Annotated in this window: 16 protein-coding genes; all 16 read left to right on the forward strand. The window is 66.2% G+C overall.

The window, feature by feature from the left end; all coding sequences use genetic code 11:
* Window positions 1-10: 10 nt before the first annotated feature.
* The 16 genes from WKH84_RS09315 (at window position 11) to WKH84_RS09390 (ending at window position 13,590) form a co-directional block, all read left to right on the forward strand.
* Window positions 11-901: a hypothetical protein gene (locus WKH84_RS09315; RefSeq protein ID WP_341856423.1), complete on the forward strand. Its 891-nt coding sequence runs from the start codon at window positions 11-13 to the stop codon at window positions 899-901.
* Window positions 847-1,479 (forward strand): hypothetical protein, encoded by a 633-nt coding sequence (locus WKH84_RS09320; RefSeq protein ID WP_341856424.1) that lies wholly within the window; start codon window positions 847-849, stop codon window positions 1,477-1,479. Before WKH84_RS09315 ends, WKH84_RS09320 begins: the two co-directional genes overlap by 55 nt.
* Window positions 1,476-2,282, forward strand: a complete 807-nt coding sequence (locus WKH84_RS09325) for a hypothetical protein (protein ID WP_341856425.1) — start codon at window positions 1,476-1,478, stop codon at window positions 2,280-2,282. Before WKH84_RS09320 ends, WKH84_RS09325 begins: the two co-directional genes overlap by 4 nt.
* 47 nt (window positions 2,283-2,329) lie before the next feature.
* Window positions 2,330-2,929, forward strand: coding sequence for a DUF4355 domain-containing protein (locus tag WKH84_RS09330; RefSeq protein ID WP_341856426.1), 600 nt, complete (start codon window positions 2,330-2,332; stop codon window positions 2,927-2,929).
* Window positions 2,930-2,960: 31 nt separating this feature from the next.
* Entirely contained in the window at window positions 2,961-3,341 is a 381-nt protein-coding gene (locus WKH84_RS09335; RefSeq protein ID WP_341856427.1) for a hypothetical protein, read from the forward strand.
* 1 nt (window position 3,342) lies between these two features.
* Window positions 3,343-4,350, forward strand: a complete 1,008-nt coding sequence (locus WKH84_RS09340; RefSeq protein WP_341856428.1) for a major capsid protein — start codon at window positions 3,343-3,345, stop codon at window positions 4,348-4,350.
* Window positions 4,350-4,517 carry a hypothetical protein gene (locus WKH84_RS09345; RefSeq protein WP_341856429.1) on the forward strand — a complete coding sequence of 56 codons (168 nt, stop codon included), beginning with the start codon at window positions 4,350-4,352 and terminating at the stop codon, window positions 4,515-4,517. The genes WKH84_RS09340 and WKH84_RS09345 overlap by 1 nt, the downstream gene beginning before the upstream one ends.
* Window positions 4,518-4,530: 13 nt before the next feature.
* Complete coding sequence (locus WKH84_RS09350) at window positions 4,531-4,932, forward strand: hypothetical protein (protein ID WP_341856430.1); 402 nt, start codon at window positions 4,531-4,533, stop codon at window positions 4,930-4,932.
* Window positions 4,923-5,300 (forward strand): hypothetical protein, encoded by a 378-nt coding sequence (locus WKH84_RS09355; RefSeq protein ID WP_341856431.1) that lies wholly within the window; start codon window positions 4,923-4,925, stop codon window positions 5,298-5,300. The genes WKH84_RS09350 and WKH84_RS09355 overlap by 10 nt, the downstream gene beginning before the upstream one ends.
* The gene (locus WKH84_RS09360) at window positions 5,300-5,551 is read left to right on the forward strand and encodes a hypothetical protein (RefSeq protein ID WP_341856432.1); all 252 of its coding nucleotides are present in this window, start codon (window positions 5,300-5,302) and stop codon (window positions 5,549-5,551) included. The genes WKH84_RS09355 and WKH84_RS09360 overlap by 1 nt, the downstream gene beginning before the upstream one ends.
* A gap of 3 nt (window positions 5,552-5,554) precedes the next feature.
* Window positions 5,555-5,971, forward strand: a complete 417-nt coding sequence (locus WKH84_RS09365; protein ID WP_341856433.1) for a hypothetical protein — start codon at window positions 5,555-5,557, stop codon at window positions 5,969-5,971.
* The gene (locus tag WKH84_RS09370) at window positions 5,971-6,165 is read left to right on the forward strand and encodes a hypothetical protein (protein WP_341856434.1); all 195 of its coding nucleotides are present in this window, start codon (window positions 5,971-5,973) and stop codon (window positions 6,163-6,165) included. Before WKH84_RS09365 ends, WKH84_RS09370 begins: the two co-directional genes overlap by 1 nt.
* The gene (locus WKH84_RS09375) at window positions 6,162-6,758 is read left to right on the forward strand and encodes a hypothetical protein (protein ID WP_341856435.1); all 597 of its coding nucleotides are present in this window, start codon (window positions 6,162-6,164) and stop codon (window positions 6,756-6,758) included. Before WKH84_RS09370 ends, WKH84_RS09375 begins: the two co-directional genes overlap by 4 nt.
* Before the next feature lie 161 nt (window positions 6,759-6,919).
* The gene (locus WKH84_RS09380) at window positions 6,920-7,297 is read left to right on the forward strand and encodes a hypothetical protein (RefSeq protein WP_341856436.1); all 378 of its coding nucleotides are present in this window, start codon (window positions 6,920-6,922) and stop codon (window positions 7,295-7,297) included.
* A gap of 74 nt (window positions 7,298-7,371) precedes the next feature.
* Entirely contained in the window at window positions 7,372-7,698 is a 327-nt protein-coding gene (locus tag WKH84_RS09385) for a DUF5361 domain-containing protein (RefSeq protein WP_341856437.1), read from the forward strand.
* 63 nt (window positions 7,699-7,761) lie between these two features.
* Window positions 7,762-13,590, forward strand: coding sequence for a peptidoglycan DD-metalloendopeptidase family protein (locus tag WKH84_RS09390; protein WP_341856438.1), 5,829 nt, complete (start codon window positions 7,762-7,764; stop codon window positions 13,588-13,590).
* Window positions 13,591-13,683 lie beyond the last annotated feature (93 nt).

The following is a 13,683-nucleotide window of genomic DNA, read 5'->3' on the forward strand; positions in this document are numbered from 1 at the left end:
CCCGGGCCCGATGGTGGACGTTTCGCATGAGCCGGAGCGGTCGCTGAACCTTCCGCGGATCGCGGAGCTGTCGGACGCGGAGAACGCGGACATCGCGGAGATGTCGGAGCAGGTGCGTCGGGTCGCTCAGCGGAACCGTGAGCGGTTCGTGTTCTACAACGCGGAGCAGGCGTTCGTGAACATGGGCGTTGCGATCCCGCCGGAGTTCGAGCCGTACGCGTCGGTGCTGGGCTGGAACGCGACGGCGGTCGATGCTCTGGCGCGCAGGATCCAGCTGGACGGGTTCGTGCGTCGCGGTTCGGTCGATCGGTTCGACGGGCTCGACAAGACGTTCCGCGACACGGGCTTCTACCAGCAAGACAAGATGGCTGTGCAGTCGATGCTGATCTACGGCGTCGCGTTCATGGCGACACTGAAGAACGCGGGGACGCCGCAGGTGCAGGCGTACTCGGCGCGGGACGCGACGGGGCTGTGGGATCCGGTGCGGCCGGGCCGGCTCCGTGTGGGGCTCGCGGTGCAGGAGTGGTCGCACTTCGGGCCGAAGTCGCTGCTCCTGTTCTACCCCGGGCAGGTGATTCAGCTCGAGCGTCCGACGGTCGGTGCGGACTGGCAGGTGGGCAGGTTCTCAACCGGTCTGCCGGGTCGTGTCTCGCTGCGTGCGTTCCGGTTCCGTCCACAGCTGGACAAGCCGTGGGGGCAGTCGCGGATCAACCGCCCGATGATGTCTCTCGCCCGGTCCGGCGCTCGGTCGTTCCTCCGTGGCGAGATGAACGGTGAGGTGTACGGGTACCCGCGGCTGTACGGGACGAACACTCCCCGGAGGCGGCTGAGCAGTTCCGGTCGGGGATGGCGCGGTTCTTCGCGCTGGACTACGAGCGCGACGAGGACGGCGCGCCGGTGAAGGATGCGCCGGAGTCGAAGATCGGCCAGGTGCAGATCGGGTCACAGCGACCTCACATGGATCAGTCGCGGATGACGGCGACGATGTTCGCCGCCGAGTCGCAGCTGTCGCCAGACAAGCTCGGCGTCATCCATGACAACCCCTCGAGCGCGGACGCGATCGACCGGGCCGACGGGGAGCTGAACGACCTCGCGGACGAGACGGGCCGGGATATCGATGATCCGACTGTGGATCTGATGCAGGACATGTGGTCGCTCGCCAATAACACGGTGTCTCTGCCGGCAGATGTCGAGGCGCTGGCGTGCGACATGCACGATCCGGCGATGACGACCCGGTACTCGCAGCGGATGGCGCTCGCGTCTCTCGTGACTGCCGGCGCTGTCGTGCCCGGTGAGGTCGTGACGTACGAGGCGGCGGGCTACTCGCGCGCCACGTCGCTGCGGCTCACAGAGGCGTACCAGGAAGCGGAGCGGCGGAAGAACCAGCAGGCGATCGCTGAGCAGGCGCTCGCTACGCGGTCGAATCCGCTCACGTCCGCGCTGGTCGCTGCCCGTGAGTCCGGGGTCGAGCAGTCGTGAGCTGGGATGCGTTCCTGAAATGGCGGGGTGAGACGTCCGAGATCGCGGATGCGACGACCGGGGTGACGACGCTTCTGATGGAGCGTGCTCCGGGCGGCTCGGACGTGTTCGAGTACGTGGCGACGGCGGCACCGGTGGTGCTGTCGTCCTACGCGCAGTCGTCCCAGGACTCCGCTCTCGGATACGTCCGTGGCGTGCGCCGCGCGGCCGGCCTCAGCGTCGTGCCGTGGAAGCCGACCGCCGCGGTGGTTACGGCAGCGATGCTCGAGCCGGTCGTGAAGTGGGCGCTCACCGATGTGGTGATGCCGTGGGCGATGGAGGATGTCCTGCCGAAGATGGTGCAGGGCACGACTCGCCTGATCTCCAACGTCGGTCGGGAAACGGCACAGCAGGGCGTCGGCAAGATCGACGGCGTCGTGGGCCGACGTGTCCCCCGAGCCGGGGCCTGCGCCTGGTGTCGCCTGCAGTCCGCGGTGACGCACTGGGACGGCGAATGGCCGGACTCGTCGTACCACGGGCACTGCCGGTGTGAGCCTCTCCTGATGGTCGAGGGGCGTGACGGCGGAGTGCCGGACGAGCTCTACGACCTGTGGGAGGACTACGAGCAGCAGTGGCTCACTGCTGACGAGTGGGCTCACCAGGAGCAGCGGCGGATCGACAACACGCTCTGGGATCGGGTGAAGGACCGCCCGAACAGCCTCGGGGCTCGGAAGCGGATGCAGGGGTCCCTGCGCCGCAAGGAGCTCCCCACGATTCAGCAGTTGACGCTGCAGCGCATGCGCGAGGAGTACGGCGCGCGCTGACCGAAGACCAACCTCTCGAGCCTCACCGTCTGGTGGGGCTCCCCACCATGCCTCTGCGATGGGGGCTTGAAAGGACATCCGCGATGGATCGCAACCTCATGAACCTCCTCGAGATCGTCGGAGCGCTCCGGTACGCCGAGACGCCGGAAGGCGGCGGTGCCGCCCCAGTGAGCTCGGACGGTGCTGACGATGACGGCAACCTTCCCTCGGCCGGTGACGGCGAGGACGACGAGCCGCTCGGTGAGAACGGGCTGAAGGCGCTGAAGTCGGAGCGGCTCCGTGCCGAGCAGGCGCAGAAGCGTGCCAAGGCCGCTGAGGCTCGGCTGAAGGAGATCGAGGACGCCGAGAAGTCCGAGCTCGAGAAGGCGCAGGAGCGTATCGCCGAGCTCGAGAAGACCAACCAGGCTTACGAGGCCGAGAAGACCCGTGCGCAGATGCGCGCGTCGGTCCTGGCTTCGAAGAACGTGCCCAGCGAGTGGGCTGATTTCGTCACGGGCGACTCCGAGGACGAGATGAACCAGGCCGCGGACAGGATCCTCGCGAACCTGTCCAGCGCCGACCAGGGCCCCGCTCTGCGTCCGACTTCCGGTCAGCCCGGTGGGTCGGTCGAGGCGGGTCGTGAGGCCGCGAAGAGCTTCCGCCCCTGAACAACCCCACATCTCATAGGAAGGCCACCTCATGGCTATCAAGGACGAGGACCTCCGGGGAGTGTCGAGCCGTAAGGCGCTCGCGTCCCTGCTGGGTCTGGACACCGCAACCACTTTCAAGGCGACCGCCGACGTGAACGACGGGCCCGTCCCGGCGCTGTCTCCGGTCGTGATCACCGCGGCGGGCGCCGCGACCGTCTACACCAAGGACGACGCCGCCCCGACCGTCGGTGAGACCGACCAGGTCGGCTTCACCGTCTCCGATCGCGTCAGCGACGCGTCCGGTGCGCTGAACGTCGCCGTGATGCGGCAGGCGCACGTGCGCAAGCCGCTCCTGTCCGCCGCGGCCAAGGCCGTCGTCGACGCGCGCCCCGCGGCCGCGCTGACCCACATCATCGTCGAGGAGGCCTGACATGGCGCTCAACACCAAGTACCTGACCCCGGCGGAGACGACCGGGTTCGTCCGTGGCCGGATCGAGTCGTACTCCGAGCAGGACGTGCTCTCGCAGATCCTGCCCGACGAGACGGTCGACAACATCGCCGTGCGCTTCAGCATCGGTGATGCCGGCGTCACCCCCGAGGCCGAGGCTCGCGACTGGGACGCCCAGCCGTCCGTCGGTGACCTGCCCAAGCAGGCTCGCCGCACGATCGATCTGGTCGCGTTCTCGCGTCGGATCCCCGTGTCGGAGTCCGATGCGCCGCTGTCCCGTCTCGCGGGCGGTGAGGGGTATGCGAACCTCATCAAGCGCGCTGGCGACTCCGTCGCGCAGGCGATCTTCAACTCGGCCCGCCGCCAGCGCGCGAACGTGCTCGCGACCGGCAAGGCCACCATCAACCAGGCGAACTTCGGCCTGGACGAGGACTTCGGTCGCGCCGCCGAGCTGACCGCGGCGCTCGCGCGGCTCGCGTCGGCGGATGGTTCCGACGTGCTCGGGCGACTCGGCGACTTCGTCGACATCTTCGAGGAGAAGTCCGGTGGCACCCGCCCCTCGTACGCTCTCGCGTCGACGAAGGCGATCAACGCGTTCCTCCGTCACGCGCAGTTCGCGTCGAAGGTCAACGACGTCACCCGTCCCGCGACCCTCGAGCAGGTCAACCAGGTGCTCCTGGCTTCCGACCTGCCGCGCCTGGTCCGCTACAACGGAAAGATCGGCCAGTCGCGTCTCCTGCCCGAGGATCGCCTGATCCTGGTGCCGGACTACGTCAGCGGTGGCGCTTCCGAGCTCGGCGCGACGATCTGGGGCCTCACCGAGTCCTCGTTCAAGCCCGAGTTCTCCGCCATCGGTGGTCAGTCGCCCGGCGCGGTCGCGGCCGTGTGGGACACCGAGGGCACCGCCGGCAAGACCGTGGTGGACGCCGACTCGACGTTCCTCCCGATCCTGAAGAACGCGAACCTCTCCGCGTCGCTGAAGGTGATCTGATGCCGCGCCTCACCGAGAACGTGCTGATCGGTGGGCGGGTGCGACTCGCTGGCGAGGACATCTCGGACGCGGACGCGAAGGGCGTCCGCTCCGAGGTGTTCGCCACCGAGAAGGCCCCCGCCGCCGAGGCCACTGCTCCCCGGGGGAAGCGCACCTCCACCAAGTAAGGAGGTGTCCGTCATGGCGGACAGCATCACCTGGGCCACCCCCGACGAGTCGCAGTCTGCGGACCTCGAAGGCGTCATGGACGCGCTCGAGGAGGAGGTGCTGAGCTACTGGCTGGGTCGTGCGCGACGCGCGATCCTCGCCGAGGCTCCCCTCGCTGTACTTGCAGCACGGATCCGGGACGGTGCCGTCGACGCTGAGGCCCCGCAGGACGTGCAGATCGATCTCGTGCTCGGGAAGCTCGCCAACCCTGGCGGGATCCGGACGGTGCAGGAGTCGAACGGTCCCTCGTCGGGGTCGATCACGTACGGCGGCGACTCTCCTGGCCAGCTCACCCTCACCGCCCAGCACCGCAAGATGCTCGGCATCTCCGGGGCCGGGCGTCGCGCGGCGAGGACGGTGGACACATGGCGCTGACCGTGACCGTCCATCCTCCCGCGACAGACGGCGAGGACGAGATGGGCGACGACATCGAGGTTCCTGGTGAGCCGTACGTGCTCGAGGTGGAGTCGATCTACCCGACCACGTCGGATGAGCCAGGCGACCCGAACCGGTCCCTCGTCATCACGCGGCTCACGATCCTCGCCCCGGAAGGGGTGCGGGTCGGTGCTCACGACGAGCTCGAGGTCCCCGGCTACGAGGGCCGGTGGGGCGTCGTCGGCGAGGTCGCGATCTTCGATGAGCGGTCGAACCCGGCGAGGCGTCGCGGGGTGCTCGGCCGTGGCCGGCGCCCCGGTCTCGACATCGGGTGCGTGCAGATCAACGTGGAGAAGGTGGCTGGCTGATGGCGCGACGTGCCGACGTGAAGCTGAACTCTCGCGAGATCGACAAGCCGCTGAAGTCGCCTGAGGTGCAGAAGGAGCTTCGTCGCCGCACGGGCGCCGCCGCGAAGGCGGCTGGGGACGGTTTCGAGTCCGAGGTGACTATGGGATCCACGCGCGCGCTGGGGATGGTTCGAGCAACTACCCATAGGGCGCGGGCTCGGAACGCCCGTGATCACGTCCTCATGCAGGTCATCGACCAGATGCGGGGGTGATTCGTGTTCGCGAACGCGCAGGCGCTGATCAACGCGTACATCCGGGAGTCGACGGGGATCGCGAAGGTCGTGACGACGGTGCCGAAGGATCGGCCGTCTCGCTTCGTGCGGACGGTGCGGACGGGCGGGTTCATGCGTGACTCCGTCACGGATGTTGCCCGTCTGACGTTCGAGTGCTGGAACGACGGTGCCGACGAACCTCCGGGCGTGTCCGCGAAGGTCGCTGCGGAGCGTGACGCGCAGATGGTCCGTGAGGCGTCGCTAGAGCTCCCCGGTCGACTGCTCGGTGACGGCATCAAGATCCATCGCACTACCGAGGTGGCCGGGCCCTCAGACTCCCCCGACCCCGACTCCACCATTCCCCGCTACGTACTCACCCATGAGGTGCATGTGCGTGCCCCATACAGGAAGGCCAGCTGATGGCAGAGAAGGTCAAGGCCGTCGTCTCCCACGATCAGGAGATCGAAGGCAAGAAGTACAAGGCGGGCGATCCGATCGCCCTTGATCCGGCGCTCGCTCGGGTCATCGCCGCTCGCGGCGGCATCCAGGTCCGTGAGGACGCCCCGAAGGCCCCGGCGAAGTCGGAGCCCGCGAAGAAGGAGGTCGCCAAGTGAGCGACAACGTCAACCTCAACAGCAACAACGTCCGCATCGGTGGCGGCGACTTCGACGCCGTCTGGGTTGGTGCTCTCGGCGCGGTCATGCCGACCGGCATCGATGCCCCGACCAACCACAAGCACACCGGGTCGCTGTCCGACGACGGCATGGAGCTGTCGTTCGACGACAACACCGAGACGTTCAACGGCCACCAGGGCGGCCGCGTGATCCGCAAGAAGGTCACCTCCTCCGAGGCGACGTTCACGTTCACCGCGGCGGAGACCACGCTCCTCACCCTCGGCCTCGCGCACAACATCACCGAGATCACCAAGACCGATGGTGTGGCGCGCGCGAAGGCGTCCGTGTCGAAGAAGTCGAACGACCGTCGCTCGTGGGTCGTCGACGTGTGGGATGGCAACCCCGGCCAGGAGGGGTCCATCTGGTACCGCTACCTGTTCCCGTCCGGTGAGACCGGTGAGCGTCCCACCCTCGCGTTCAAGAACAACGAGATCACCCTGTACGAGACCCAGGTGACCGTGTACGACGACTACGAGTTCCTCACCAATGATCCCGCCGTGCTGAACGACGAGGACGTCGAAGCCGGAGCCTGATCGCTCCCCGCTTCCCGAGGAAGAACCAAGCCGCTTCGTGTGATCACGGAGCGGCTTTCGCATGCCGGCGTGGCCCTGTTCGTGACGGTCCAGGGCCACGCCACCCCTCGCACTCCTGACCGTCACATCACCCCCTTGACCGTCACGAAAGGACCGTCACCATGTCTGAGACCACCAGCGCCGCCGCGAAGGCCAAGGCTTCCGGCGCGAAGACCCCCGCCGACCGCAAGAAGGCCGCTTCCGCGAAGGTGAAGGCCATGCAGGCCGAGGCCACGGAGGGCAACGTCGTCGTCGAGCTCCACGGCGAGACGTACACCGTGCACCTCGCCGAGTTCCAGCGAATGGCGCAGGAGAACTACGAGTTCCAGCAGGTCATGACGACCGGCCTGGTCGCCCCGTCGCTGGACATCCTCGTCGATCGCGAGGACCACGAGAAGCTGAAGGAGTCCGCACGCGACGAGGAGACCGGCGAGGTCTCCACGAAGCGGATGGAGAAGCTGTTCCAGGAGCTCACTGAGGCGACTGGTCAGGGAAACTGATCACCTTCTTCCAGCTCCTCTACACCTTCCCCGAGGAGCTGGAAGCGGACCTCCGTGAGCACTACCAGATCCGGTTGACCGACCTGTTTCGGGGCCATCTGAAGGTGCGCGAGGTTGCAGACCTTGCGCTGCGGCTCCCCAGCGGATGCCGTCTCTGGCAGGCCACGGGTGGCGCCCAGGCATGGTCGGACGTGTTCATGGGCCTCATGATCACCCGTCACGGTCTGGACGTCCTCGCCTGGCAGCAGACGAAGGAAGGCTCGGAGGGGAAGAACGCGCCGAAGCTGATCGATCCACCGGAGTGGTTCGAGGATGCGGCGCCGCGGGACTCCGCGATGGAGCGGAAGGCGCGGGCTCTGCTCCGCCAAGATAAGGCCCTGCTCGGGCAAGACAGCAACTGAATGCGGAGAGGGGAGTCGGTGATCCGGCTCCCCTCTACTGCATGCCCCGAAGGGAGTCTGCTCATGGTCGCTGGTAGCCCGGTGATCGCGACTGCTGCGATTGGTCTGATCCCCACGATCCAGGGTGTGCGCGGCAACATCGCCGGACAGCTCTCGGGGTCCGGGATGGCGAGCGAGGCGGACAAGGCGGGCCGGTCCATCGGCTCGCGGTTCTCGTCCAGCGTGATGTCGACGGTGAAGACCGGGCTGAAGCTCGGCGGGATCATCGGTGGCGCTGTTGCCGGCGTGACCCTGAAGGGCGGTTTCGACCGCGCTCTCGGTATCGAGGACGCGCGGGCGAAGATGTCCGGCCTCGGCCACGACACGAAGACCGTCGAGAAGATCATGGGAAACGCCCTCGCCTCGGTCGAGGGCACGGCGTTCGGTCTGGACGCCGCCGCCACCACGGCCGCTGGCGCTGTCGCTGCTGGCATCAAGCCTGGTGAGCGGCTCGAGAAGACCCTCTCGACTGTCGCGAACACCGCCGCGGCCGCGGGCTCCGGCATGGACGAGATCGGCGGGATCTTCAACACCGTCGCTGCTGTCGGTTCCGCGTACACGGGCGACATCAACATGATCGCTCAGCGCGGTATCCCGATCTGGCAGTCCCTCGGCACGACTCTTGGCAAGAGCCAAGAAGAAGTGAAGAAGATGGCCACCGAGGGCAAGATCGACTTCGCGACCTTCGAGGTCGCTGCCGCTGACGCCGCTGGTGGTGTCGCGACGGCGATGGGCGACACGACCCGTGGCTCGTTCGCGAACATGATGGCGGCGGTGCGGAAGCTCGGCGCGATGTTCGCGACGGGAGTGCTTCCGCTCGCGAAGACGACGTTCCAGGGCATCCAGGGGCTCTTGAATGCGGTCAAGGCGAAGCTTGAGCCGTTCGTGGAGGGGTTCTTCGACCGGTTCGGCGGGGGTGCCCAGGCGGGGATCCAGTCGTTCTTCGATGGGCTGATCGCCAGCGTCGAGGCATTCGATCCGACCCCGATTCTGAACTTCTTCTCTGAGGTCCAGGGCGGGATCCGGGCGTTCGGCGGCGCGTGGGCCGCGAACGATGGAGACATCACCTCTGCCGGGTTCCCCGGGTTCATGGAGCGGGTCGCGTACATCGCTCGGACCACCTTCGACGAGCTCAAGGGCGGGATCACCGCTTTCGGTGCGGCCTGGCGGTACAACGACGGCGAGATCACCTCGTCCGGCTTCCCGGGGTTCATGGAGCGTGCCGGGTACTTCGTGCGCCAGCTGTGGGACTCGATGAAGCGGCTCGACTTCTCGAGCTTCTCCGGGTTCATGGGGTCGCTCGGGGCTGTCGATCTGTCTGGCGCTGCGAGCTCCCTGTCGGGCATCGGCACGGGGCTTGCGGCGATGGGGTCGGCCGCTCCCGGCGTCCTGTCGATCGCCATTCAGAGCATCGGCAACGCGATGCAGTTCCTCTCAGATCATGCCGACACGGTCGTGAAGCTGATGCCTCTGATCGTCGCCGGATTCGCTGCGTGGAAGCTCCACTCTGCTGCGACGACTGACGCACTCATCGCTCAGCGGAGCATGACCGCGGCGATGTCGCCGGTCATGCTCACGAACAACGCCCTGATCCTGACGAACAACCTTCTCGAAGGGCGCGCGGCCCGGGCGAAGGTGCTCAGCACGGCGGCTACCAACACACAGGCCACCGCGACGACGCGGGCCACGCTCGCTGAGCGTGCGCGGACGATCGCGACGAAGGCTGGCGCGATTGCGTCGAAGACCGCGGCTGTGGCGACTCGTCTGCTCGGTGCGGCGATCCGCTTCGCGACCGGCCCGATCGGTCTGATCATCACCGGCGTCACGTCGCTCGTCGGTGCGCTCGTCTGGTTCTTCACGAAGACCGAGACTGGCAAGGCGATCTGGGAGTCCGTGTGGACGGCGATCAGGAACGCCGCCGCAGCGGTCGTGGACTGGTTCACCGGCACGGCGCTCCCCTACCTGCAGGTCGCGTGGGACGGGATCGCCGCGGGCGCTCTGTGGCTGTACAACTCCGCGATCCTCCCCGCATGGAATGGCATCCGGGCCGCGATCGGCGTGGTCGGCGATTGGATCACGGGCACGCTGTGGCCTGCGATCCAGACTGCCTGGGATGCGATCGGCGCCGCGGCGATGTGGCTGTGGCAGAACGTGATCACGCCTGCCTGGAACGGGATCAAGCTCGCTATCGCGATTGTTGTGACGGCGGTGCTGGGTTACATCGACTTGATGAAGTTCTACTTCCAGAACGTCATCGCCCCGGTCGCACTGTGGCTGTGGCGGAACGTCATCACTCCGGCGTGGAATGGAATCAAGGCCGCGATTGGGGCGGTTGCTAACTGGATCGTCAATACGGCATGGCCTCTCATCAAGCGGGCGTGGGATGCGATTGCTGGGGCGACTCGATGGCTGTACCGGTCCGTGATCCTCCCTGTCTGGAATGCGATCAAGGCCGCGATCAATGCGGTCGTGCAGTGGCTGGTGAACACTGCCTGGCCTGTCGTGAAGAAGGTCATCGACTGGTACGCGGCCGGGTTCAAGTGGCTGTATAACAGTGTGATCTTGCCGGTGTGGAACGGGATCAAGGGCGCGATCAACGCCGTTGTTCAGTGGTTTAAGAACACTGCCTGGCCGCTGATTAACACGGTCATTGGTTGGCTGAAGATGTCCTTCGAGGGCTGGAAGCTTATCGCGCAGACTGTGTGGTCGGCGATCAAGTCGGCGATCAAGGCTGTGTCCGACTGGTTGAAGGGCACGTTGTGGCCTGCGATCAAGAACGTGATCGAGAAGCTCAAGACGGGCTTCAACAACATGCGGGACTCGATCAAGAACGCGTGGAAGTACGTTCAGGACAAGGCGATTCAGCCTGTCGTGAGCTGGCTTACTGGCACGGTGAAGCCGAAGATCGACACGCTGACGGACAACATCAAGAATGCCTTCTCGACGATGAAGGATTCTGTGTTGAAGGCGTGGGGCAAGATCAAGGAGGGGATGAAGTCCCCGATTAACGGGATCATCCGCATCTACAACAAGCACATTAAGGGGAACTTCGACAACGTCGCCGGGAAGCTCGGCCTCGATACGAAGCTCCCGGAGATGAGCGAGTTCGCGACTGGTGGCTACACTGGTCCGGGGTCGAAGTATACGCCTGCTGGTATCGTCCATGCTGACGAGTATGTGATCCGTAAGGAGTCGCAGAACGATTTGCGGCGTAATGCGCCGGGGTTCCTTGATTCGCTGAACCGTTATGGTGCGCGTGCTCTCGGGTACGCGAAGGGCGGTCTCGTCAAGTTGCGCTCCCCGTTCGCGGGTTCGTATCCGCGCGGTGATGGGTTTGGTGCTCGTGGCGGTCGGCACAAGGGCATTGACTGGCCTATGCCGTCCGGTGCGGTTCTGAAGGCTGTCGGTGCCGGTAGCGTGCGGCATACCCGCAACGCCGCGGCGGGCAACAAGCTTGAGCTGGTGCTCGGGAATGGTCTCGTCGCGGGCTACCATCACCTCTCGCAGTTCATCGCGAAGAATGGCTCGTCGGTGGGGAGTGGCGCGGCTGTTGGGCGTGTCGGTAGCACGGGTCGTTCTAGCGGCCCGCACCTTCACTTCTCCCTGAAGCGGGACGGCAAGTACGTCGACCCGGCCCCGTATCTTGGGGGCGGCGGTTCGGCTGGTTCCGGCGATGGTGGCGGTTGGTGGAACCCGTTTGATGGCCTGTGGTCGAAGATCAAGGGCGAGGTTTCTGAGGCTGTCGGCGGCGGCTGGATCGGCGATGTCCTGACGAAGACCGCGTCTAACACGGTTGGTTGGGCGAAGGATTGGGTCTTCGACAAGATCGGCGAAGTCGGCGATGCTGTAGTCGAGACTGGCAAGACGGTCGCTGGGGTAGTTGGAGTCACCGCCCGATGGGGCCCTCTGGCTACCAAGGCGCTCGCGATGACCGGGGACATGAACCCGATGAATCATGCGTCGATGATGCGGCGCATGAATCAGGAGTCGGGCGGCAACGCTCGGGCGGTCAACAATTGGGACTCGAACGCGAGGAAGGGGACGCCGTCGAAGGGCCTGATGCAGGTCATTCCGCCGACGTTCCGCGCGTACGCTCACCCGGAGTACAACAAGGACATCTTCGATCCGCTGTCGAACATGCTCGCGTCGATCCGGTACACGAAGGCGGCTTATGGGTCGGTGCGTCGTGGCTGGGATCGCAAGGGCGGGTATGCGGACGGTGGCTGGACCGGCCCTGGAAGCAAGTACCAGCCCGCCGGGGTGGTGCATGCGGACGAGTTCGTGGTACAGAAGTCGTCCCGGCGGTCGATTGAGTCGGCTCGTCCGGGGTCGCTGGATGCGCTGAACCGGTACGGCGCGAGAGCGCTGGTCGGCTACGCGGCCGGGGGCCTGGTCGGCTACGCGGCCGGTGGGAAGGTCTCGCCGAACGCGAAGATCGGCTCGTCGAAGGTGACCGTGATTCTGGACGGACTTCTCGGCACTGAGAAGCAGGTCAAGACGGCGGCGGGGAAGCTCGCTGACGGGATCGCGAAGACCTTCCAGGATCGGTTCAAGGCGAACCAGAAGCAGACGGTCGACAAGCTGGCCGACTCGCTGAAGGCGCTGAAGAACCAGGCGTCGCGACTGAACAAAACGGTCAACGCAAAGACGTCGTCGGCGAAGAAGTCCACGGTCAACCGACTGTCGGACGACCTCGCTGATCTTCGGAAGAAGGCGAAGGCCCTCGACTCGAAGAAGCAGGCGAAGCGACTCGCGCAGGTGCGGAAGCAGATCGAGTCGACCCAGTCCGCGCTCACGAAGGCGCGGCGCGGAGACTACTCGGGCGCGGCGTCTGCGACGGCGGCGAAGCTGAAGGACGTCCAGAAGCAGATCGCATCGACGGAAGCGGCGCTGAAGCAGGCGCGTCGGGGTAACACCTCGGCCGCGGCGACGAAGGCCGCTGATGCGTTCTTCACGAAGTACGCATCGTCGGCGACGACGAAGTCGCAGAACCTCGCGAAGCAGTCGGACACTCTGACGGCGAAGCTGAAGAACGCGAAGGCGGCGCTGACCGAGGCGACGAAGGTGCGGGACGACTACGCGTCGTCGCTCACCGAGAAGTTCGCCGGCGGGTATGCGCTCACGGCCGAGTCGGCGACCACGGGGATCGAGACGATCATCCGGGGATTCCGCAACTCGGCGGCGACAGTGAAGACCTTCACCGGGCGGCTGAGTGAGCCGCAGTCGAAGGGCCTGTCGAAGGGGCTGATCGATCAGATCGCTCAGCTCGGTGTCGCGGACGGGTCGAAGGTCGCGAAGAACCTCCTGTCGGGGTCCGATTCGCAGATCAAGGCGATCACGAAGCAGTACAACGCCCTCAACTCGGCGTCGTCGAAGTCGGGGACGGTCCTCGGGCGACAGATGCACCAGGCCGGCGTGGACTCCGCGAAGGGCCTCGTGCGCGGGCTTGAGTCGCAGCTGAAGAACGTCGAGAAGGCGTCGGAGAACCTCGCGAACAAGGTCATCTCCACGGTCCGGTCGAAGCTCAAGATCAAGTCGCCTTCGCGGGTGATGCGTGCCCTCGGTGGGTTCACCGGGGAGGGCTTCCAGGTCGGTGTCGAGGGGATGGTCCCGGCGGTGCGGCGCTCGCTCGAGTCGCTGGTGACGCCGCCGGACCTGGCTGGGCTCCGGGATGTGGGGCGTGCGGATGTGCGCCCGCAGGTCCCGCAGGTGCCTGTCTCCGCGTATGCGGGGGCGGATGCCGAGGGGCGTCCGGCGATCCAGATCAATGGCGGTGTCCACGGCTACTCGGCCGAGGACATTGCTCGGGAGATCGAGAAGCGGCAGAAGCGTCAGATGGCGCTGTACGCGTGAGGAGGGGCTGATGGATTGGTCGGACTCTCCGATCGTGTCGTTGTCTCGGAACGGTGAGACGTTCACGCTGGGGCGGGGCCCGGATGATCCGGT

It is taken from the genome of Brachybacterium sp. GPGPB12, from assembly GCF_038396325.1.
Lineage (GTDB): Bacteria > Actinomycetota > Actinomycetes > Actinomycetales > Dermabacteraceae > Brachybacterium > Brachybacterium conglomeratum.

Bases quoted from the DNA above. Each gene is read 5' to 3' on its own strand.
- WKH84_RS09315 (WP_341856423.1), top strand. From the start codon at position 11: ATGGTGGACGTTTCGCATGAGCCGGAGCGGTCGCTGAACCTTCCGCGG.
- WKH84_RS09320 (WP_341856424.1), top strand. From the start codon at position 847: ATGGCGCGGTTCTTCGCGCTGGACTACGAGCGCGACGAGGACGGCGCG.
- WKH84_RS09330 (WP_341856426.1), top strand. From the start codon at position 2,330: ATGCCTCTGCGATGGGGGCTTGAAAGGACATCCGCGATGGATCGCAAC.
- WKH84_RS09335 (WP_341856427.1), top strand. From the start codon at position 2,961: ATGGCTATCAAGGACGAGGACCTCCGGGGAGTGTCGAGCCGTAAGGCG.
- WKH84_RS09340 (WP_341856428.1), top strand. From the start codon at position 3,343: ATGGCGCTCAACACCAAGTACCTGACCCCGGCGGAGACGACCGGGTTC.
- WKH84_RS09345 (WP_341856429.1), top strand. From the start codon at position 4,350: ATGCCGCGCCTCACCGAGAACGTGCTGATCGGTGGGCGGGTGCGACTC.
- WKH84_RS09350 (WP_341856430.1), top strand. From the start codon at position 4,531: ATGGCGGACAGCATCACCTGGGCCACCCCCGACGAGTCGCAGTCTGCG.
- WKH84_RS09355 (WP_341856431.1), top strand. From the start codon at position 4,923: ATGGCGCTGACCGTGACCGTCCATCCTCCCGCGACAGACGGCGAGGAC.
- WKH84_RS09360 (WP_341856432.1), top strand. From the start codon at position 5,300: ATGGCGCGACGTGCCGACGTGAAGCTGAACTCTCGCGAGATCGACAAG.
- WKH84_RS09370 (WP_341856434.1), top strand. From the start codon at position 5,971: ATGGCAGAGAAGGTCAAGGCCGTCGTCTCCCACGATCAGGAGATCGAA.
- WKH84_RS09380 (WP_341856436.1), top strand. From the start codon at position 6,920: ATGTCTGAGACCACCAGCGCCGCCGCGAAGGCCAAGGCTTCCGGCGCG.
- WKH84_RS09390 (WP_341856438.1), top strand. From the start codon at position 7,762: ATGGTCGCTGGTAGCCCGGTGATCGCGACTGCTGCGATTGGTCTGATC.